This is a genomic window from Polaromonas sp. P1_A2 (genome assembly GCF_056406895.1).
Genome location: NZ_JBFTZI010000001.1, coordinates 837920 through 859659, shown reverse-complemented (window position 1 = coordinate 859659; position 21740 = coordinate 837920). Strand labels below are relative to the sequence as shown.

16 protein-coding genes are annotated in these 21740 nt (G+C 66.2%); 10 read left to right on the top strand and 6 right to left on the bottom strand.

The annotated features are described in order from the left end of the window. The first annotated feature begins 1 nt into the window (after window position 1). The 4 genes from uraD to AC1D09_RS04070 all read left to right on the top strand — a co-directional run bounded on the left by uraD (window position 2) and on the right by AC1D09_RS04070 (window position 5306). Entirely contained in the window at window positions 2–1768 is a 1767-nt protein-coding gene (gene uraD, locus AC1D09_RS04085; RefSeq protein ID WP_477663571.1) for a 2-oxo-4-hydroxy-4-carboxy-5-ureidoimidazoline decarboxylase, read from the top strand. 5 nt (window positions 1769–1773) lie between these two features. Beyond that, window positions 1774–3027, top strand: coding sequence for a M20 family metallopeptidase (locus AC1D09_RS04080; protein WP_477700941.1), 1254 nt, complete (start codon window positions 1774–1776; stop codon window positions 3025–3027). Window positions 3028–3238: 211 nt separating this feature from the next. Continuing rightward, window positions 3239–4558, top strand: a complete 1320-nt coding sequence (locus AC1D09_RS04075; RefSeq protein WP_477663573.1) for a C4-dicarboxylate transporter DctA — start codon at window positions 3239–3241, stop codon at window positions 4556–4558. Between the two features lie 46 nt (window positions 4559–4604). Beyond that, window positions 4605–5306, top strand: a complete 702-nt coding sequence (locus AC1D09_RS04070) for a GntR family transcriptional regulator (protein ID WP_477663574.1) — start codon at window positions 4605–4607, stop codon at window positions 5304–5306. A gap of 25 nt (window positions 5307–5331) precedes the next feature. On the opposite strand, the gene AC1D09_RS04065 is transcribed toward AC1D09_RS04070, so the two are convergent. Beyond that, complete coding sequence (locus AC1D09_RS04065; protein WP_477663575.1) at window positions 5332–6246, bottom strand: LysR family transcriptional regulator; 915 nt, start codon at window positions 6244–6246, stop codon at window positions 5332–5334. Between the two features lie 133 nt (window positions 6247–6379). Here AC1D09_RS04065 and gcl point away from each other — a divergent pair, with 133 nt between their 5' ends. From gcl to AC1D09_RS04050, 3 genes are read left to right on the top strand one after another with little or no spacing between them, the layout of a single operon-like run. Beyond that, the gene (gcl, locus tag AC1D09_RS04060; protein WP_477663576.1) at window positions 6380–8173 is read left to right on the top strand and encodes a glyoxylate carboligase; all 1794 of its coding nucleotides are present in this window, start codon (window positions 6380–6382) and stop codon (window positions 8171–8173) included. Between the two features lie 27 nt (window positions 8174–8200). Then, window positions 8201–8980 carry a hydroxypyruvate isomerase gene (hyi, locus tag AC1D09_RS04055; RefSeq protein ID WP_477663577.1) on the top strand — a complete coding sequence of 260 codons (780 nt, stop codon included), beginning with the start codon at window positions 8201–8203 and terminating at the stop codon, window positions 8978–8980. 12 nt (window positions 8981–8992) lie between these two features. Next, window positions 8993–9898, top strand: coding sequence for a 2-hydroxy-3-oxopropionate reductase (locus AC1D09_RS04050; RefSeq protein WP_477663578.1), 906 nt, complete (start codon window positions 8993–8995; stop codon window positions 9896–9898). 39 nt (window positions 9899–9937) lie between these two features. Here the strand turns inward: AC1D09_RS04050 and AC1D09_RS04045 are convergent, their stop codons facing one another. Genes AC1D09_RS04045 through AC1D09_RS04035 form a run of 3 tightly spaced genes read right to left on the bottom strand, consistent with a single transcriptional unit; the run spans window position 9938 to window position 12774 of the window. Then, complete coding sequence (locus tag AC1D09_RS04045; RefSeq protein WP_477663579.1) at window positions 9938–10810, bottom strand: phosphate/phosphite/phosphonate ABC transporter substrate-binding protein; 873 nt, start codon at window positions 10808–10810, stop codon at window positions 9938–9940. Beyond that, a complete protein-coding gene (locus AC1D09_RS04040; RefSeq protein WP_477700940.1) occupies window positions 10807–11886 on the bottom strand; it encodes a hypothetical protein in 1080 nt (359 codons plus the stop codon). Before AC1D09_RS04040 ends, AC1D09_RS04045 begins: the two co-directional genes overlap by 4 nt. Window positions 11887–11889: 3 nt before the next feature. Beyond that, complete coding sequence (locus tag AC1D09_RS04035) at window positions 11890–12774, bottom strand: phosphate/phosphite/phosphonate ABC transporter substrate-binding protein (RefSeq protein ID WP_477663581.1); 885 nt, start codon at window positions 12772–12774, stop codon at window positions 11890–11892. A gap of 745 nt (window positions 12775–13519) precedes the next feature. Between AC1D09_RS04035 and AC1D09_RS04030 the strand changes: the two genes are divergently transcribed. The 3 genes from AC1D09_RS04030 to AC1D09_RS04020 are packed head-to-tail and all read left to right on the top strand — an operon-like array spanning window position 13520 to window position 16118. Further along, window positions 13520–14527, top strand: a complete 1008-nt coding sequence (locus tag AC1D09_RS04030) for an ABC transporter substrate-binding protein (RefSeq protein WP_477663593.1) — start codon at window positions 13520–13522, stop codon at window positions 14525–14527. A gap of 2 nt (window positions 14528–14529) precedes the next feature. Further along, window positions 14530–15354: an ABC transporter ATP-binding protein gene (locus AC1D09_RS04025; protein WP_477663582.1), complete on the top strand. Its 825-nt coding sequence runs from the start codon at window positions 14530–14532 to the stop codon at window positions 15352–15354. Then, window positions 15351–16118, top strand: coding sequence for an ABC transporter permease (locus AC1D09_RS04020; RefSeq protein WP_477663583.1), 768 nt, complete (start codon window positions 15351–15353; stop codon window positions 16116–16118). The genes AC1D09_RS04025 and AC1D09_RS04020 overlap by 4 nt, the downstream gene beginning before the upstream one ends. 735 nt (window positions 16119–16853) lie before the next feature. Here the strand turns inward: AC1D09_RS04020 and cphA are convergent. Together cphA and AC1D09_RS04010 are read right to left on the bottom strand one after the other, a co-directional pair. Then, a complete protein-coding gene (gene cphA, locus AC1D09_RS04015; protein WP_477664335.1) occupies window positions 16854–19448 on the bottom strand; it encodes a cyanophycin synthetase in 2595 nt (864 codons plus the stop codon). Continuing rightward, a complete protein-coding gene (locus tag AC1D09_RS04010; protein WP_477664334.1) occupies window positions 19448–21661 on the bottom strand; it encodes a cyanophycin synthetase in 2214 nt (737 codons plus the stop codon). The genes cphA and AC1D09_RS04010 overlap by 1 nt, the downstream gene beginning before the upstream one ends. Window positions 21662–21740: the final 79 nt, after the last annotated feature.

Genomic DNA, 21740 nt, shown 5'->3' with positions numbered 1-21740 from the left:
CATGGCCATCCCCCTTGAACAGGTCAACACCGCGCCGCGCGAGCAGGCGCTGCAACTGCTGGACGGGCTTTACGAGCACTCCCCCTGGGTAGCCGAAAAAGCGCTGGACGCCCGCCCCTTCCGCTCGCTGGCGCATCTCAAGCACGCGATGGCCCAGGTGCTGCGGGGCGCCGGCAAGGACGCGCAGGTCAAACTCATACAGGCCCACCCCGAGCTTGCCGGCAAGGCCATGGTGAGCAAATCCCTCACTGCGGAGTCGACCAACGAGCAAGGCAAGGCCGGCCTCACGGATTGCACGCCCGAAGAATTCGCCACGCTGCAAAAGCTCAATGCCGACTACAACGCGAAATTCGGCTTCCCCTTCATCCTCGCGGTGCGCGGCCCGCGCGGCACCGGACTGAGCCGCCAGCAGATCATCGAGACCTTCGCGCGCCGCCTGCTCAACCACCCCGATTTCGAGCTGCAGGAAAACCTGCGCAACATCCACCGCGTGGTGGAACTCAGGCTCAACGACAAGTTCGCGGCCACGCCCGCGCTGGGCAACGATGTCTGGGACTGGCACGAAGCCCTGTCGCAGTACAGCGACCCGGGCTACCTTGAAAAAGGCCAGCTCACGGTGACCTACCTGACCGACGCACACCGCGCCTGCGCGGCCTACATCAGCAGCACCATGCGCGACTGCGGCTTTGACGAGGTCGGCATTGATGCCGTGGGCAATGTGGTGGGTGTTTACAAGGCCTCGGCGCCGGGTGCCAAGACCCTGCTGACCGGCAGCCACTACGACACCGTGCGCAACGGCGGCAAGTACGACGGCCGGCTCGGCATCTTCGCGCCCATGGCCTGCGTGCGCGAGCTGCACCGCCAGGGCAAGCGCCTGCCCTTCAACATCGAGGTCGTGGGCTTTGCCGAAGAGGAAGGCCAGCGCTACAAGGCCACCTTCCTGGGCTCGGGCGCACTGATAGGCGACTTCAAGCCCGAGTGGCTGGAGCAGAAGGACGCCGACGGCATCACCATGCGCGAGGCCATGCATCAAGCCGGCCTGAAGCCCGAGGACATCCCCCTTATCAAGCGCGACGCCGGCAATTACCTGGGTTTTGTCGAAGTGCACATCGAGCAGGGCCCGGTGCTCAACGAGCTGGACCTGCCGCTGGGCATCGTGACTTCGATCAATGGCAATGTGCGCTACCTCTGCGAAATCAGCGGCATGGCCAGCCACGCCGGCACCACGCCCATGAACCGCCGCCGCGACGCGGCCGCAGCCGCCGCCGAGCTGCTGCTGTATGTGGAGCGCCGCGCGGCGCAGGACGGCGACTCCGTCGGCACCGTGGGCATGCTGCAGGTGCCCAGCGGCTCCATCAACGTGGTGCCGGGGCGCTGCCTGTTTTCGCTGGACATGCGCGCGCCCGTCGATGCGCAGCGCGACGCGCTGGTGGCCGACGTGCTGGCCGAACTCAAGGCGATTTGCGAACGCCGCGGCGTGCATTTCACGACCGAGCTGACCGAACGCGCCGCCGCCGCGCCCAGCGCGCCGGCCTGGCAGCAGCGCTGGGAGCGCGCGGTCGACTCGCTGGGCGTGCCGCTGCATGCCATGCCCAGCGGCGCCGGCCACGACGCCATGAAGCTGCACAAGGTGATGCCGCAGGCCATGCTGTTTGTGCGCGGCCAGAACTCCGGCATCAGCCACAACCCGCTGGAAAGCAGCACCAGCGACGACATCGAGCTTGCGATCCAGGCTTTCACCCATCTGCTCACCCATCTCGCCCCCTGACCACCATGACCTTTTCCACAGACTACGCAAAGCTCGACAGCTGGATAGATGCCCACTTCGACGAGGAAACCGCATTCCTGCAGCAGCTCATACGCGTGCCCACCGACACGCCGCCGGGCAACAACGCGCCGCATGCCGAGCGCACCGCCGAACTCATCAAGGCCTTCGGCTTCGAAGCCGAAAAGCACCCCGTGCCCGAAGCCGAAGTGCGCGGCTATGGCATGGAGTCCATCACAAACCTGATCGTGCGGCGCAAATATGGCGGTAGCGGCGAAGGAAAGGGTGAGGGAAAAACCATTGCCTTGAACGCCCACGGGGACGTGGTGCCGCCCGGCGAGGGCTGGACCAAAGACCCCTACGGCGGCGAAATCGTGGACGGCAAGATCTACGGCCGCGCCTCCGCCGTCAGCAAATGCGATTTCGCCAGCTTCACCTTCGCGGTGCGCGCGCTTGAGGCGCTGGGCGCGCCGCTCAAGGGCGCTATCGAACTGCACTTCACCTACGACGAGGAATTCGGCGGCGAGATGGGCCCGGGCTGGCTGCTCAAACAAGGCCTGACAAAACCCGACCTGCTGATCGCGGCCGGCTTCTCTTATGAAGTCGTCACCGCCCACAACGGCTGCCTGCAGATGGAAGTCACGGTGCACGGCAAGATGGCGCATGCCGCGATTCCCGACACCGGCGTCGATGCGCTGCAGGGCGCGGTGCACATCCTGAATGCCCTCTATGCGCAGAACGCGCTTTACCAGCAGGTCACGTCCAGGGTCGAGGGCATCAAGCACCCCTACCTCAACGTGGGCCGCATCGAAGGCGGCACCAATACCAATGTGGTGCCCGGCAAGGTGACGTTCAAGCTGGACCGCCGCATGATCCCCGAAGAGAACCCGGCCGAGGTCGAAGCCAACATCCGCCAGGTGATCGCCGACGCTGCGGCTGAACGCAAGGGCATCACGGTGGACATCAAGCGCCTGCTGCTGGCCAACTCCATGCGGCCGCTGCCCGGCAACCAGCCGCTGGTCGAGGCCATCCAGAAGCACGGCGAGGCGCTGTTCGGCCAGAAAATCCCGGCCATGGGCACACCGCTGTACACCGACGTGCGCCTTTATGCCGAAGCCGGCATTCCCGGCGTGATCTACGGCGCCGGCCCGCGCACCGTGCTCGAATCGCATGCCAAGCGCGCCGACGAGCGCCTGGAGCTCGAAGACCTGCGCCGCGCCACCAAGGTGATCGCGCGCACGCTGCGCGACCTGCTGGCCTGAGCCAGGCCGCCCCGCCCCCATCAAACACCCGCCACGGCGGGTGTTTTGCTTTGCGGCACCCGCGCGAACGGTTGCGTCAGTGTTGACCGAATCAGCTGGAATCGCCCGGGATAACCCTGTGGTAGCGCCAAAACTACTTGTCTACATTTCTTGTATGCAAGTCTTGCCCGCAAGAACTTGCTACCCCGCAACGACTCTTCCGGAGACTGCCATGCCCAAGTTTTTCCGCTCACTGTTTGGCCAGGTGATCCTGGCCCTCATCGTCGGCGTGCTCGTCGGCTTTATCTGGCCGGAGACGGCCGTCAAGCTCAAACCGCTGGGCGACGGCTTTATCAAGCTGATCAAGATGCTGATTCCCATGATCGTCTTCTGCGTTGTCGTGCACGGCATCGCGGGCGCGGGCGACCTGCGGCGCGTCGGCCGCGTCGGCGTCAAGTCGCTGATCTACTTCGAGGTGGTGACCACCATCGCCCTGGTGATAGGCCTGGTGCTGGCCTTTGTGTTCCAGCCCGGCGCCGGCATGAATGTGGACCCCAAGCTGCTGGACCCCAAGGCCATGGGCGCCTATGTCGAAAACGCCGGCAAGCTCACCGGCGGCGGCACGGTGGAGTTCCTCATGAAGCTGATCCCCACCACTGCGGTCAGCGCCTTCGTCAACGGCGACGTGCTGCAGGTCTTGCTGTTCTCGGTGCTGTTCGGCTGCGCGCTGGCCATGCTGGGCGACAGGGGCCAGAAGGTGGTCGGCCTGGTCGACGACCTGGCCCACGTGCTGTTCAAGACCATGGGCATCATCATCAAGCTCGCGCCGCTGGGCGTGCTGGGCGCCATCGCTTTCACCGTCGGCAAGTACGGCATAGGCTCGCTCAAGCAGCTGGGCATGCTGGTGGTGCTGTTCTACGGCGCGGTGATCATCTTCGTGGCCGTGGTGCTGGGCACCATCATGCGGCTGTCGGGCTTCAGCCTGCTCAAGCTGCTCAAGTACCTGCGCGAGGAACTGATGGTGGTGTTTGCCACCACCTCGTCGGACAGCGTGCTGCCGCAGATCATGGCCAAGCTCAAGCGCATGGGCATACGCGATTCCACCGTCGGCCTGGTGATTCCCACGGGCTACTCCTTCAACCTCGACGCCTTCTCGATCTACATCACGCTGGCGGCCGTTTTCATCGCCCAGGCCACCAACACGCCCATCTCCATGGCCGACCTGCTGACCATCCTGGCGATCTCGCTGGTCACCTCCAAGGGCGCGCACGGCGTGCCCGGCTCGGCCATCGTGGTGCTGGCCGCCACGCTGCAGGCGATTCCCGCGATCCCGGCCATAGGCCTGGTGCTGGTGCTGTCGGTGGACTGGTTCATGGGCATCGCCCGGGCCCTGGGCAACCTGATCGGCAACTGCGTGGCCACCGTCGCGGTGGCGGCCTGGGAAGGCGACATAGACCGCGAACGCGCCCATGCGGTGCTCGACGGCCGCTATGTGCCGCCCACCGAGGACGACATGGACATCGAAGTCGGCGCCGTCCCGGCCAAGGCTTGACAAACCGCCACCCGCGCTGAACCCCAGCCGCTACACTCGCAGCACCATGAGCAGCAGCCAGGTCCAGATCGCCCAGCAGGTCGTCGAGTCCATACTCGCGCAGAAACTCTCGCCCGGCGAACGCCTGGGAGAGCAGGAGCTGGCCGAGCTCTTCGGCGTCAGCCGCACCCTGGTGCGCGAAGCGCTGATGCAGCTGCAGGCGCGCGGCTTTGTGGAGGTGCGCACGCGCAAGGGCTGGTATGTGGTCGAACCTTCGGTCGAGGAAGCGCGCGACGCCTTCTCGGCCCGGCGCATCATCGAGGGCGGCATTCTTCGCGAGGCCGGGCGGCCGCTGCAATCGGTGCTGCACAGGCTGCGTGATCACATTGCCCAGGAAGAGCAGGCCATCGAAGAGGCCGACGCCGCCACCCGGGCCTTTTTGCTGGCCGACTTCCACGTCTGCCTGGCCGAATGCCTGGGCCAGCGCCTGCTGTGCGACGTGCTGCGCGACCTGACCGCACGCACCACGCTGGCCGCCTCGCTCTACCAGTCCAAACATGACGCGGGCCAGTCCTGCGCCGAGCACGCGGCCATCGTGGCCGCGCTGGAGCAAGGCCAGCTGGAGTCGGCCCGTGAACTGATGCTCGCGCACATCGGCAGCGTCGAAGCCGCGCTGGGCTCGTCGGCACCCGATACCGCGGCCGGCGGCGAGCGCCTGCGCGCGGCGCTCACGCAGCTGGCGCGGCCGCCGTTGCGCAAGGCCGGCTAAAGGGCCAAAGCCACCTCAGGCCCTCTCAGGCCTTGGGCAGGGTCTCCCACCAGCGCTCGCCGAAGCGCCCCTGCAGGAAAGCCACAAAGGCCTGGACCTTGCCCGGCAGCAGCTTGGGCGAAGGGAACACCGCATGGATTTCCTGCTCGGGCAGGGCATGGTCCTTGAGCACTTCCACGATATGGCCCGAGGCCAGTGAATCGCCCGCCACATAACGCGGCAGCGCCGCGATGCCCAGGCCGCCGCGCGCCGCCGCCAGCACCGCCGAGAGGTTGTTTGAATGCAGGCGGCCGGTCACCGGCACCGTCACCGGCTCGCCTTTGGGCGTGAACAGCCGCCAGACGTCGTCGCCCTGCACGCTGCTGTAGACCAGCGCGTTGTGGCCGCTGAGATCGGCCGGCTTTTTCGGCGTGCCCGACTTCTTGAGGTAAGCCGGCGAGGCCACCAGCACCCAGGGGTTCATGCCCAGGAAGCGCGCGCCCAGCGTGGAATCGGCCAGCTTGCCCATGCGCACCGCCACGTCTATGCCCTGGGCCACCAGGTCCACATAACGGTCCTCAAAACTCAGGTCCAGCTGCACCTGCTTGTGCCTGGCCATGAACTCCAGCGCCAGCGGCACGATGACGCGGCGGCCGAAGGCCACCGAAGTGCCTATGCGCAGCAGGCCCTGGGCCTGCGTCTGGCGCAGCCGCGCCACGCTGTCGGCCTCTTCCACCTCGCGCACGATGGATTTGCATTTCTCGTAGTACAGCGCGCCCGACTCGGTAAGGCTGACGCCGCGCGTGTTGCGGTTGAGCAGCCGCACCTTCAGGCGCGCCTCGGTGGCCGCCACCTGCTTGGTCACCGTGGGCTGGGTGGTGGCGAATTCGCGCGCCGCTTTCGAGAAGCTGCCGGTCTCCACCACACGCACAAACATGTGCATTGCCTGCAATCTGTCCATGCTTTCATCATAGTGAGTTATCGGTGAATCCCGGGGCCGTTTATTCCTGGATGGAATAGCTTTTATGGCGGCCCGCCGCCTTCCGCGCGGCGCCATGCCTGCCTACAGTCGGCTCCATCCAAGGAGTTCAAGCATGGCAAAAATGACAGCCATCCAGGCCGCGGTCTGGGTGATGGAAAAAGAAGGCGTGACCCAGGCCTTCGGCATTCCCGGCGCGGCGATCAACCCGCTGTACGCGGCCTTGCGCAAGCAGGGAACCATCAGCCACATCCTGGCGCGCCACGTCGAAGGCGCCTCGCACATGGCCGAGGGCTACACCCGCGCCTGCCCCGGCAACATCGGCGTGTGCATAGGCACCTCGGGCCCGGCCGGCACCGACATGATCACCGGCCTTTACTCGGCGCAGGCCGACTCGATTCCCATCCTCTGCATCACCGGCCAGGCGCCGCGCGCGCGGCTGTACAAGGAAGACTTCCAGGCGGTCGACATCGAATCGATCTCCAAGCCCGTGACCAAGTGGAGCGTGACGGTGCGCGAACCCGCCCAGGTGCCGCGCGCCTTCCAGCAGGCCTTTCACCTGATGCGCTCGGGCCGGCCAGGGCCGGTGCTGATAGACCTGCCCTTTGACGTGCAGATGGGCGAGATCGAGTTCGACCCGGACACCTATTCGCCGCTGCCGGTCTACAAACCCTGCGCCACCCGCGCCCAGGTTGAAAAAGCGCTGGCCATGCTCAATGAAGCCGCCAGGCCGCTGATCGTGGCCGGCGGCGGTGTCATCAACGCCGACGCCTCGCCCCTGCTGGTGCAACTGGCCGAGATCACCGGCGTGCCCGTCATTCCCACCCTGATGGGCTGGGGCGCGATTCCCGACAGCCACCCGCTGATGGCCGGCATGTGCGGCCTGCAGACCAGCCACCGCTACGGCAACGCCACCCTGCTGGCCTCCGACTTCGTGCTGGGCATGGGCAACCGCTGGGCGAACCGCCACACCGGCTCGGTCGAGGTCTACACCCGGGGCCGCAAGTTCGTGCACGTGGACATAGAGCCCACGCAGATAGGCCGCGTCTTCGCACCCGACTACGGCATCGTCTCCGACGCCAAGCTGGCGCTCGAGCTCTTCGTGCAAGTGGCCGGCGAGATGAAGGCCGACGGCCGGCTCAAGGACCGCGGCCCATGGGCGGCCGAATGCCGGGAGCGCAAGCGCACCCTGCTGCGCAAGACCAATTTCGACAGCGTGCCCATGAAACCGCAGCGCGTCTACCAGTGCATGAACAATGCCTTCGGCGACGACGCCTGCTATGTCAGCACCATAGGCCTGTCGCAGATCGCCGCCGCGCAGTTCCTGCATGTGCACAAGCCGCGCCACTGGATCAACTGCGGCCAGGCCGGCCCGCTGGGCTGGACGGTGCCGGCCGCGCTGGGCGTGCGCGCCGCCGACCCCACGCGCAAGATCGTCGCGCTGTCGGGTGACTACGACTTCCAGTTCATGGTCGAGGAACTGGCCGTGGGCGCGCAGTTCAAGCTGCCCTACCTGCACATCGTGGTCAACAACTCCTACCTCGGGCTGATACGCCAGGCCCAGCGCGGCTTCGAGATGGACTACTGCGTGCAGCTGGGTTTTGACAACATCAACACGCCTGAAGAGGAAACGGCCGTCAGGGGCTACGGCGTGGACCACCTCAAGGTGGCCGAGGGCCTGGGCTGCAAGGCCTTGCGTGTGCTCAGGCAGGAGGAATTCGCGCCCGCCGTGCGCCAGGCCGAGGCCTGGATGAAGGAGTTCCAGGTGCCCGTGGTCATCGAGGTGATCCTGGAGCGCGTGACCAACATCGCCATGGGCACCGAGATCGACAACATCAACGAGTTCGAGGAACTCGCCCTGAAAAAATCCGACGCGCCCACCGCGATTGACTGCGCGCTGCTTGACTGAACCCGACCCGACCGAAAGATGACCCTTATGCCGAAATTCGCCGCCAACCTGAGCATGCTGTTCACCGAGCTCCCCTTCATGGAGCGCTTCGCGGCCGCCCGCGCCGCCGGCTTCGACGCCGTGGAATACCTGTTCCCCTATGCCTATCCCAAGCAGGCGCTGGCCGCCGCGCTCAGGGACAACGGCCTGACGCAAGTGCTGCACAACCTGCCGGCCGGCGACTGGGAAGCCGGCGAACGCGGCATCGCCTGCCACCCGGGCCGCGAGGCCGAATTCCGCGAAGGCCTGGCCCGCGCCATCGGCTACGCCACCGCGCTGGACTGCAAACAGCTCAACTGCCTGGCGGGCAAGCTGCCCGCCGGCGTGGCGCGGGAAGAGGCCCACGCCACCCTGGTCGCCAACCTGCGCCACGCGGCCGCCGCGCTCAAGCGGGCCGGCATACGCCTGCTGGTGGAGCCCATCAACCACTACGACATCCCCGGCTTCTTCCTGACCCGCACCGACGAGGCGCTGGCCATCGCCGACGAAGTCGGCTCGGACAACCTGTTTGTGCAGTACGACATCTACCATGCGCAGCGCATGGAGGGCGAGCTCGCCGCCACGCTCAGCAAACACCTGGGCCGCATAGGCCACATCCAGCTGGCCGACAACCCGGGCCGCCACGAACCCGGCACCGGCGAGATCAACTACCGCTGGCTGCTGCGCCACATCGACGCCATCGGCTACAGCGGTGCCATAGGCTGCGAATACCAACCGCAAACCACCACGGCCGCGGGCCTGGGCTGGCGCAGCGGGCTCACAGCATAAAGGCAGGCCGTCATGATCAAGTCAGGACTCAAACTCGGCTTCATAGGCCTGGGCATCATGGGCGCACCCATGGCCGGCCATTTGCTCAAGGCCGGCCACATGCTGTTCGTCAACACCCGCGGCACGGTGCCCGAGGCGCTGGCGGGCGGCGGCGCCACCCTCTGCACCACGGCCCAGGGCGTGGCCGAGCGGGCCGACATCATCTTCATCATGGTGCCCGACACGCCCGACGTAGAGGCCGTGCTCTTCGGCGAGCTGGGCGTGGCGGCCGGCCTCAAGGCCTCGGGCCGAGGCAAGGTGGTAGTCGACTGCAGCTCCATAGACCCCATCGCCACGCGCGGCTTCGCGGAAAAAATCCAGGCCTTGGGCGGCGACTACCTGGACGCGCCGGTCTCGGGCGGCGAGGTCGGCGCCAAGGCCGCCAGCCTGAGCATCATGGTGGGCGGCGAAGAGCAGGCTTTTGAACGCGTCAGGCCGCTGCTCGCGCTGATGGGCAAGAACGTCACGCGCGTAGGCGGCGCCGGCGACGGCCAGGTCTGCAAGGTGGCCAACCAGATCATCGTGGCGCTCAACATCGCCGCCGTCGGCGAGGCCCTGGTGTTCGCCTCCCGGGCCGGCGCCGACCCGGCCAAGGTGCGCGAAGCGCTGATGGGCGGCTTCGCGGCCTCGCGCATTCTTGAAGTGCATGGCGAGCGCATGATCAAACGCAGCTTCGCGCCGGGTTTTCGCATCGCGCTGCACCAGAAGGACTTGAACCTCGCGCTGCAGGGCGCGCGGGCCCTGGGCGTGGCGCTGCCGCAAACGGCCAATGCCGCGCAGCTGATGCAGTCCTGCGCGGCGCTGGGCCATGCACAGGCCGATCATTCAGCCCTGGTGCTGGCCCTGGAGGCCATGGCGAGGCATCCGGTCGCGCCCTGAATGTGCCCTGAACGCTCCTAGAGCCCGCGCCGATTCACCTCACTCGTGGGTGTAGTCCAGCAGGGCCAGGTATTCCTTGCGGTCGGCCTTGACCCACTGCTTGACGCCTATCTCCGACAGAATGCCGGCCGACTGGCTGTTCATGGCCAGCAGCGACTCCGTCAGCTTGCTGACCATGTCGGCCGGCACGCCGGGAGCGGCCAGCACCGACCAGTTCACCACAGGCTGGGTTTCCCCGATGATGCGGCCGCCGCCTTCCTGCCATTTCTTCGCCAGGGTCGGGTTGACCGCGCCCACTTCGGCAAGGCCTGCCGCCACCTGGGCCGAGACGGAATCCTGGTAGCGCGTGTAGGAAATATAGGGCTCGCGCACATTCATGCGGCGGATCTCGGCGCGCGCGACCGCCACCGTGGCGGAAGACTCATCGGGCATCAGGATTTTTTTGCCGCTGAGCTGGCCGATGCTGGTGATCGGCGAATTGTTGTTCACGATAAAGGCCGCCTTGTAAGGCTCGGGCCGGCGCACCAGGGGCTGGTAGCCCCCGTCGCGAACCAGCTTGGACAGCTGGTTGACGGATTTCCCGAAAATCATCAGCGGCTTTTGGTCCGACGATGCCTGCCGCACGAAATTCTGGATATCGATGACGGGATCGACCACCACCTGCTTGCTGCGGATCTGCCCGCCCAGGTAATCGGCCCAGCCGCGGTAGCGCAGGGCCAGCATGGAAATGCTGAGGTCCGCCGTGACCGCCTCGTTGATCAGCAGCCGCCAGCGCTCCGCGCCACCGGCCTGCTGCTGGCTCCAGCTGATCGAGGGAAAGCCCTGCCAGGCCACGGCAGCCGCGGCGGCGCCCACCACGCCGCGAAGAACCGCGCGGCGACCGGTTACGTGTGACAGCAATGCAGTATTCATTTGATCACCTTCAAAGGGTTGATAGCGGATTGCACGGTCTTCTTTGCTGCCTCGTCCTCCCATTGCCTGGCAGCGGTCAGGCTTGCCTTGAATGCCAGCGCACTCTCAAGCAGCCACTTCTTGTTGTCTTCGGACAGGGCGTAGCTCAACCTGAACTCGTCCATGGGCATGCGGTCCTCCCGCACGGCCTTGATCAAGCGGTCCACTTCGGCCGCGGCATGCGCGGGCGTCGACAGCAGCACCAGGCGGCTCATCTTGTCGGGGTTGTTGGGCACATGGCAGTTCACGCACTGCGACTCGCGCATCTGCGCCGCCAGGTCCCGGTAGCGCTTGTCCACGCTGCCCAGATAGGGGTTTTCCGGCCGGTACAGGCCGTCGAACAGGGTCACCGCCGGCTGGGTGTGGCCTTTTTCGTCGGTCCACAGCCAGGGGCCCTGGTATTTCTCATGCTGCACCGCCACCACCGGCTGCAGCAGCGGTGTGGGCGCCACGTCGGTGAACTGCGCCACCTTGATGGTCGCCGTCTCGGGGCTCATCCACAGCATCATGCTGCGGGCGTTCTCGTACATGGCCCACTTGGCCTCGTCGTGCCAGAACGGGTAGGGAAACTGGCCCGGCGCCAGGCGGTTGCGAAAAGCCGCTTCCAGCCGCACCAGGAACATCTTCTCGTCGGCCACCCATTCCACGGTATGCCGGCCGTTGAACATGAAGAGCGGCGCATACATGCCGGTCCAGGCGTCCGGCGCGAACTGCGTGAGGTTGGTCTGGCGCAGCGTGGCATTCTCTTTTTTGTTCTGCCGGCCCCACAGCATGATGGGCGCCACATGCGCGCGCAACTGGCTGGGGCCGAACAGGGCTTGCCGGCACTGGTTGTAGGCGCCGACATCGCCGGCCGGCGCCAGGGGGCAGTTGCTCGCGAGTTCCGCGGCGATTTCCGCCGCGGCCCGCTCGATGTTGGGCGGCACGGCCCTTTTGTCCTGGGCTTGTGCGCCGCAGGAAAGCGCGAGCACGGCGGCCAGCAACCCGGTTCGCCATGTCGACAACGAAAACTGACCCGTTCGAAGCAACACGTTCATTTTTTACTCCCTCGTGTAGTCCAACAAATCCAGGTAATCCTTTCTTTCGGCTTTGGCCCAGGCCTTCACGCCCATCGATGCCAGCACGGCGGCGCTTTCGGGACTGGCGGCCAGCAGCGCATCGCGCAGCTGCTGCACCGTGTCCGCGGCCACGCCGGGGCCGGCCAGAATCGACCAGTTCACCACCGGCTGCGTTTCAGCCACCACGCGCCCGCCGTCTTCCACCCACTTTTTGGCGATGGTGGGGTTGACCACGCCAATCTGGCCCATTCCGGATTTCACGAACTGCGCGACTTCCTCCTGGAAGCGCACATGCGTCACCCGGATCTGGCTGAGTTTTTGCCGCCGCAGTTCCGCCAGGGCCACCGCGCTGGTGGCCGCGAACTCGTCGGGCATGATGACCTTTGAATCGGCCGCATCCGTGAGGGTTTTGATCGGGGAGTCCTTGGCCACGATAAAGGCCGCCTTGTAGGGATCTGCGCGCCGCACCACCGGCTGGTAGCCGTTGTCGCGCACCAGCTTGGCCAGCTGGTTGACGGACTTGCCGAAGACGAACTCGGGCTTGCTGGCGCCCTGGGCCACCGCCATGAAGCGCTTGATGTCGACCATGGGCTCCACCACGATGGGCCGGCCCTTGAGCTGGGCGGTGATGAAATCGGCGACCGGCCGGTAGCGGTTGGTCAGCACAAAGGAGTTGGTATCGCCTCCCACGGCTTCATTGATCAGAAAGCGCCAGTTGCCTCCTCCCGCTCCCGTGGCCGCCGGTTTTTTGCCGGCTGCCGCGGCCTGGGCCCAGGCACTGCCTGCTGCCCCCATCCCCCCTGTCAGGACCCCCAGGCCCAGGATAGACAACATCTGGCGGCGCAGCAGCGAAAAAGGCGTTTTCATGAAATCCCTGTCTGAATACATCGTTGTTAGATCGCTTCAGCCGCCGCCCCAAGGCTTTGCAAAGGCTTGGGAAGCAGTGCGGCCTTGCGGCTTAATCCCTCTCACACAATGGCACTCTATGGACGGGCCGCGAAAATAGTCAAAGACTGCCTGGGGGTGCTTTCCTGTCAGGACTGACAGGTAAAAGCGGGTGGAGCCCACGCATGCAATCCCGCCGGCCCCGATCAAACGTAAACAGCTGTAACGACAGCTGTCATCCCCGGGGCCCCCTATCCCCCGACGGACAGCTTTCTTTTTTTTAAGCAGCCAAGGCTGCACCCCCGAGACCGCGTAGCGGCAGCAGGATCATTGAAGCGGAGATCCGGCAAGTGCATGCGCCAAAAATATGACAAATATGACAAGCGCAATCACCCAATTCCATTCGGTGAGAAATTACAAGCTGCGAGCATTGACAGCAGTCGAAGGGCATATCTGTTGCGCTTTAGCCAACGCGCGCCGCCAGCTTGCCAAGCCCGCCGGTCCGGAAGACAACAGCGGGCTCCTCGCGTCAAGCCGAAAGTTCTACTCCGCAGGCACGGCAGGCACTGTTTTTGCTGTATCGTTTTGGGGTTTGCCTTGCTTCACGGCCGCAGCCTCTTCCATGGAATCCGCCTGCCGCCCCTTTCGCTCCTCTTTTCGCCACCCCTATAAGAAATTTCCCGATATGAAAAACCGCGCTTTTGCCCTCCCCCGCCTGGCCGCCCTGATGACCGGGGCGGTACTTGCCCTGACGGCCCTGGGCGCGCAGGCGCAGAACACCCCCATCAAATTCCAGCTCGACTGGCGTTTTGAAGGCCCTTCCGCGCTCTTCCTCACGCCGGTGGCCAAGGGCTACTTCAAGGCCAACAAGCTGGACGTCACGGTGGACGCCGGCAACGGCTCCGGCGGCGCGGTCACGCGTGTGGCTTCTGGCACTTACGACATGGGTTTTGCCGACCTGGCCTCGGTCATGGAGTTCCACGCCAACAACCCCGACGCGCCCAACAAGCCGGTGGCGGTGATGATGGTCTACAACAACACGCCGGCCTCGGTGATGGCGCTCAAGAAGTCGGGCATCAAGACACCGGCCGACCTCAACGGCAAAAAAATGGGCGCGCCGGTGTTCGACGCCGGCCGCCGCGCCTTCCCGGTGTTTGCCAAGGCCAACAAGGTCACCGGCTTCCAGTGGGTCACCATGGACCCGCCGCTGCGCGAAACCATGCTGGCGCGCGGCGAGGTGGATGCCATCACCGGTTTTACCTTCACCTCGCTGCTCAATCTCGAGGCGCGCGGCGTCAAGGCCGAGGATGTGGTGGTGCTGCCCTATGCCGACTTCGGCGTGAAGCACTACGGCAACGTGGTGATCGCCTCGCCCAAGCTCATCAAGGAGCACCCGGAGGCCGTCAAGGCCTTCCTGCAGGCCTTCACCAAAGGCGTGAAAGACGTGGTGGCCGACCCGGCCGCCGCGATTGAATTCGTCAAGGCGCGCGACGGCATCATCAACGTGCCGCTGGAAGTGCGCCGCCTGCGCCTGGCCATAGACACCGTGGTCAACAGCCCCGACGCGCGCGCCGAAGGCTTCGGCCAGGTAAAAGCCCCGCGCCTCACGCTGATGGCCTCGCAGGTGTCCGACGCCTTCGGCACCAAGACCCGCGTTGACCCTGCGCTGGTGTGGAACGGCAGCTTCCTGCCTACGGCGGCTGAACTCAATGTATTGCCGGTGCCCAAGAAATAAGCATGTCCCTGGCTACAGTCGACTCCCATCACTTCGTTGATTTCAGCGACGTCTGGCTTGCGTATAACGACGAGCTGCTCGCACGCAAACAATTTTCCGTCGAGGCCATAGACCTGCAGGTGCGGCAAGGCGAATTCATCGCCATCGTCGGCCCTTCGGGCTGCGGCAAGTCCACTTTCATGAAACTGGCCACGGGCCTGAAGATGCCCTCCTCCGGCCGCATCCTGATCGACGGCCGGCCCGTGACCGGGCCGCTCAAAATTTCAGGCATGGCCTTCCAGGCACCCTCGCTGCTGCCCTGGCGCACCACGGTCGGCAATGTGCTGCTGCCGCTGGAGATCGTTGAACCCTATCGCAGCCAGTTCAAGGCCAGGCGCAAGGAGTTCGAGGAACGCGCGCGCCGCCTGCTGCAAAAGGTGGGCCTCGCCGGTTATGAAGACAAATTCCCCTGGCAGCTCTCGGGCGGCATGCAGCAACGCGCCAGCATTTGCCGTGCGCTGATCCACGAACCCAAGATGCTGCTGCTCGACGAACCCTTCGGCGCGCTGGACGCCTTCACGCGCGAGGAACTCTGGTGCATCTTGCGCGACCTCTGGACCGAGCAGCGCTTTAACGTGATCCTGGTCACGCATGATTTGCGCGAGTCGGTGTTTTTGGCCGACACGGTGTACGTGATGAGCAAAAGCCCGGGCCGTTTTGTCGTCAGGCGCGAAATCGACCTGCCGCGCCCGCGCGACCTGGAAGTCACTTACACCAGTCAATTCAGCGACATCGTGCACGAGCTGCGCGGCCACATAGGCGCGGTGCGCGGCGGGGCCGCGCCATGACCCTGAACAACAAACAGCTGGAACGCTGGGCGCCCTGGGCGCTGCTGGCGGCCGTGGTCTTGCTGTGGCAGCTGGTGTGCAGCATCTTCACGGTGCCTGAATTCATTTTTCCCGCGCCACTCGCGATTGCCCAGGCCATGGCCGAGTTCGCTACGCCGATCGCCGAAGCCGCCTGGAAAACCTTCTGGGTCACCCTGGTCGGTTTTGGCCTGTCCATCATCGTCGGCGTGCTGCTGGGTTTTCTGGTCGGCTCCTCGCGCCTGGCCTATGCGGCGGTGTACCCGCTGCTGGTGGCTTTCAACGCCGTGCCCAAGGCCGCGATTGTCCCCATCCTGATTGTCTGGTTCGGCATAGGCATAGGCCCCGGCATCCTGACGGCCTTCCTGATCTCGTTCTTCCCCATCACCGTCAACATGGCCACGGGCCTGGCCACACTCGAGCCCGAACTCGAGGACGTGCTGCGCGTGCTGGGCGCCAAGCGCTGGGACGTACTCGTCAAGGTCGGCCTGCCGCGCTCCATGCCCTACTTCTTTGCCTCGCTCAAGGTTTCCATCACCTTGGCCTTTGTCGGCACCGTGCTGGCCGAGATGACGGCTGGCGACTCAGGCATTGGCTACCTGATGCAGAGTGCCGGTTCGCAGCAGCGGCTGGCCTTGGCGTTTGCCGGGTTGGTGGTGATTGGGGCGATGGCGATGGCGATGTATGAGTTGTTTAGTTATGTTGAGAAACATACAACTGGGTGGGCTCATAGAGGTTCTCATTAACGCCCGGTCTTGTCTGGGCAATGCGCTCTTTGCATAGGCCTGCTGGCCGGGGTTGCCCGGCGGCAACTCACTTTTATCGAAACCCGCAAAGCGGGTTTTCTTTTGTTCGCCAAAAGGCGCGCTACGCGCGCGGGGTTTGCTCACTTCGCGCAGCGAAGTTACGCAAACACCAAAAGTAAGCAAAAGAAAGGCGACCCTGGTGTCTGCGTCCCTCCGCTGCGCTACGGGCAACCTGCGGTGCTCGGTTCAGGCGGGGTCTCGCTAAACTCGCTACGTTTCACTTCGCTCAGACAACGCGATCCCTGATCCGCCTGAACCTCCGCTCCTCGGCGCATACACAAGGGGGTGGGAGAAAAATACCAATACAAAAAAACAAGGACACGCCATGGCGTGTCCTTGTTTGTATTTGTCTTCTTTGTCTTTCGGTATTTGGTTCCCGCTCCCGATTGCCCCGTCCTGGCTGGGCCGAGGAGCGCAGACGTAGGCGGATCAGGGATCGCGCTTGTTTGAGCCGAAGGCGAGTTTGCGCGAGACCCCGCCGTAGTCGAGCACCGCAGGTTGCCCGCAGCGCAGCGGAGGGACCCAGACTGCGGGTCGCCTTTTCTTTGCCTACTTTCTTTTGGCGAAGCAAAAGAAAGTAGGTCGCCCGCCGGGGCGAGACCCGGCCAGCAGCTCACAGCAGAGGAAAGAGGAGGATGAAGAGGAAGAGCGCGAAGGCCGGAGCAAGCCCCGGCCTCAGTGCGCTACTTTTTCCTTGGCTTCCCTGACCCGAGCAGCCAAATGCTCAAGCGCTTCCTGCACCTGGTCCACCAGCACCAGGCAAAGATCGCCCGGTGACAGCCGCTCAAGCGCGGTGTCTATCGCCAGGAACTCACCACGTATCTCGTCGATGCGCCGGGTGCGGACGGCACCTTCCAGCCCCTGGCGCAGCAGAGCCATGACTTCGCCGTCGGCGCGGCCGCGCTGGGCGGCGTCCTGGTAGAGGATGACGTCGTCGAAGGCGCTGCCCAGGATGATGGTCTGGTCGCGGATGTCGCTGTCGCGGCGGTCGCCGGCGCCGCTGATGACGACGCTGCGGCGCTGGCCCGGCGTGGCGGGCATGGCGTCGACGGCGGCGACCAGGGCGCGCATGGCGTCCGGGTTGTGGCCGTAGTCGGCGATCACGGTGGCGCCCTTGTAGTCCATGACGTTGAAGCGGCCGGGGGCGTTGTGCGCGTCGTTGACGAAGCTGGCCAGGCCGCTCTTGATGGTGTCCCAGTTCAGGCCCGCGCCCCAGGCAGCGGCGACGGCCGCCATGACGTTCTCGACCTGGAAGCTGATGCTGCCGCCGCGCGTGACGGGCACACCCTGCAGCGGGATGCGCTCGACCCAGGCGCCTTCGGCGGCGACCAGCATGGGGCCGTCGATGTAGACGGTGCGTTTGCCCTGGGCACGGTGCGTGGCCATGAGCGGGTGGTGGCGGTCGGCCGCGAAGAAGATGATCTTGCCGGGGCAGGTGGCGGCCATGTCGGCGACGATGGGGTCGGCGGCATTGAGCACGGCATAGCCGGTGTTCGCGACGTTCTGCACGATGACGCGCTTGAGCACGGCCAGGTCTTCGACGGTGGTGATGTAGTTCAGGCCCAGGTGGTCGCCGCTGCCGATGTTGGTGACGACGGCAACCTGGCAGCGGTCAAAGCCCAGGCCTTCGCGCAGCACGCCGCCGCGCGCGATCTCGAACACCGCCGCGTCGACGTCGGGGTGCATGAGCACGTTGCGCGCGCTCTTGGGGCCGCTGCAGTCGCCGCTGTCGGTCTGCCGGCCGTTGATGTAGACGCCGTCGGTATTCGTCATGCCGGTGCGCAGGCCCTCTGCGGCCATCAGGTGGGCGATCAGGCGCGTGGTGGTGGTCTTGCCGTTGGTGCCGGTCACGGCAACGATCGGGATGCGGCCGTTGTCACCGGGAGGGAAGAGTTCGTCGACCATGGCCACGCCGACGGCGCGGCCCTTGCCGTAGGAGGGCGACAGGTGCATGCGCAAGCCGGGCGCGGCGTTGACTTCAACGACGCCGCCGTTTTGCGATTCCAGCGGGCGCAGCATGCTTTCGCAGACCACGTCGACGCCGCAGATGTGCAGGCCCACCATTTGCGCGGCGGCCACGGCGCGCGCGGCAACCGAGGGGTGCACGTCGTCGGTGACGTCGGTGGCGGTGCCGCCGGTGCTGAGGTTGGCGTTGTTGCGCAGGATGACGCGCCTGCCCTTGGCGGGAATCGATTCGGGCGTGAGCTCCTGCACTTCCAGGCGCGCGACGGCGATGTCGTCAAAGCGGATTTTGGTCAGCGAGGTGGCATGGCCTTCGCCGCGCCGCGGGTCCTGGTTGACGATGTCGACGAGTTCGCGCACGGTGTGCAGGCCGTCGCCCACCACCTGCGGCGGCTCGCGCCGCGAGGCGGCGACCAGCTTGTTGCCGACCACCAGCAGGCGGAAGTCGCTGCCGGGCAAAAATTTCTCGACCATGACCTCGCCGTGTTCGGCGGCGGCCTTGTAGGCGACCTCCAGGTGTTCGCGCGTGGTGATGTTGACGGTCACGCCCTTTCCCTGGTTGCCGTCCTGCGGCTTGACGACCACCGGCAGGCCGACCTGCCGGGCCGCGGCCCAGGCGTCGTCGACGTCGGTCACGGGCCGGCCCAGCGGCACGGGCACGCCAGCGGCGCGCAGCAGCTTTTTGGTGAGGTCCTTGTCCTGGGCGATGGATTCGGCCACCGCGCTGGTGGAATCGACCTCGGCGGCCTGGATGCGGCGCTGCTTGGCGCCCCAGCCGAATTGCACCATGCTGCCCTTGGTGAGGCGGCGATACGGAATGCCGCGCGCGACGGCGGCGTCGACAATCGCGCCGGTGCTGGGGCCCAGGCGCTCGTCTTCGTCGAGGTCGCGCAGCTGGGCGATGGCGGCTTCGAGGTCGAAGGCGGTGTCGCGCAGGGCCGCGTGGATCAGGGCCTGGGCCAGCTCAACGGCCAGGCGGCCGACGGCTTCCTCGCTGTATTCGACGACGACCTGGTAGGTGCCGGCTTCAACCGTGGCGGCCGTGTGGCTGAAGGTGATGGGGCAGCCCGCGGCGGTTTGCAGCGCCAGCGCGGCGGCTTCAAGCACATGGGCCAGCGAGACGGGGCCGGCGTGGCCGGTCTGGCGCAGCGCGCCCATGCCGGGAAACAGCGCGCGCACGCGCGGCTCGAAACCGGCCAGGCCGGAGATGTTGCATTCAACGGCGCCGCAGGCCACGATGGCTTCAAGCGCGGTGTGGCGGCTCCAGAGGTTGGGGCCGCGCAGGGCCCGGATGCGGGACACTTCCATTATTCGGCACTCCCGGCGGTTTTAGGGGTGGTTTCAAAGGCTTCCATGCCGGCGCCTATCAGGTTGAGCGGAATACCGAGGGCCCAGGCGGCGCCCACGGCCGCCAGCAGGGCCTCTTCGGTCAGGCCGCGGCGCTCGCGCCAGGCGCCCAGCTTGCCCAGGCCGGGCAAAAAGGCCTCGCTGGCGCCGGTGGCCAGCACCACCTGGTCCTGCCGCACATACAGCGCGCGGCCGCCCTGGGCGCAATGCGAGGCGATGGCCGCGGCCTTGGGGTCGGTGCTGTAGAAAATCACTTCGCCGTCGCAAAGCTCGGCCATCTCGGCAATGCGCGGGTCGCCGGCGTTGAGCACGGCGGCGCCGCTGGGCAGCACCACGTCGACCTGCGAGCGCATGACCTTGAACATCTGCTCGTCTTCGGTGATGTCGAACTCGGCCAGGCCCTGGGCGCCGCCCAGGTCGGTGACCACGCCGACCTGGCATTTGTCGTAAGGCAGGCCGGTGCGCAGGATGGTGTCGGCGCCGTTTTCAAACACGGCGGCCTGCACCGCGCGGTTGATCAAGAGGCGCTGGCCGGCTTCCCAGTTGGCGCAGTCGGAGGCGTCCACGCAGCGCTGGTCCAGGAAGAGGCCGGCCTGGCAGGCCAGGCCGGTGTGCCGGCCCGACAGGTGCAGCAGCCAGGCCACCAGCCGCGCGACGCGGTAGTTGCCGGCGGAGCCGGCGATGCCGACGATGGGGATGCGGCCGTCGTTGGGGTTGTCGCTGTCGGAAGAGTGCGGGAACAGGTGGTCGCAGATGGCGCGGCCCACCGGGCGCGGCGCGCCTTCGGCGGGCTTGAGGTGCATCAGGAGGCCCGGGCCGGCGTTGACTTCGACAATCGCGCCGCCCTGCTCGTGCAGCGGGCGCGAGATGTCCTGCGCGACCACGTCGACGCCGGCGATGTCCAGGCCCACCACGCGCGCGGCCAGCGAGACGATGTGGTCGACCTCGGGGTGGACGGCATCGGTGCAGTCCAGCGCCACATTGCCGTTGCGCTGTATCAGCACCTCGCGGCCGGCGGCCGGCACGGCATCGGGCGCCAGGCCCTGGCGCTGCAGGTCGAGGATGACGGCGCCGTCTTCGGCGGTGTTGATGCGGCCCAGCGGGAAGTCCTCGCCCACGCCGCGGCGCGGGTCGGTGTTGAGCTGGGCGTCGACGAGCTGCGACACCGTGGAGCTGCCGTCGCCGGTCACCCAGGCGGCTTCGCCGCGCGCGGCGGCGACGACGCGGCCGCCGACGACCAGCAGGCGGTGCTCATGGCCGCGCACAAAGCGCTCGACCATGACCTCGCTGCCATGGCGGGCGGCCACCGCGAAGGCGGCCTCGATCTCGGCGCGGGTTTTGAGGTCCAGCGAGACGCCGCGGCCGTGGTTGCCGTCGGAGGGCTTGATGACCACCGGCAGGCCAATGCCCTCGGCCGCTTCCCAGGCCTCTTCGGCCGTGGCGACGATTTCGCCCTCGGGCACGGGCACGCCGCAGGTGGCCAGCAGGCTTTTGGTGAGATCCTTGTCGTGGGCGATGCCCTCGGCGATGGCACTGGTCAGGTCGGTTTCGGCCGTCCAGATGCGGCGCTGGCTGGCGCCGTAGCCCAGTTGCACCAGGTTGCCCTCGTTCAGGCGGATGTGGGGGATGCGGCGGTCGGTGGCGGCGGCCACGATGGACGCGGTGCTGGGGCCGAGGTAGCAGTCGTCGACCTTGTCGCGTATCGCGTCGACGGCGGCCTGCACATCGGCGGGGCCGTAGGGCGTGGCGTTGATGGCCGCCATCAGCAGGCGGTGGCCCTCGGCCAGCGCGGTGCGGGCGACCTGCTCGTCGCGCGCGCGGAACACCATGCGGTAGACGCCGCGCTGCGAGGTGCTGCGCGTCTGGCCGAAGCCTGTGGGCATGTCGGCCAGGTTGAGCAGCTCGATCACCACGTGCTCCAGCACATGGCCGGACCAGGTGCCTTCGCGCAGGCGCTGGATGAAGCCGCCGCGCTCGCCCACGCCGCAGTGGTGCTCGAGCAGGGCCGGCAGCAGCGCGACCAGGCGGTCGTTGAAGCCCGGCAGCTCGTTGGAGGGGAAGTCCTCGAGTTTGCCGAGGTCCAGCCAGACCTCAAGCACGGCCCGGTAAGTCCAGATGTTGGGTCCGCGCAAGTAGTTGATGCGCAGCAGCTTGATGTCGTCCTGAGGGCTCATGGTTCGCAGCATGGTCGGCCAGGCAGGGCGGCCGCACCCGTCGGTGCAAAGCGGCGGTCCTGGCCGATGAATTTCAGTG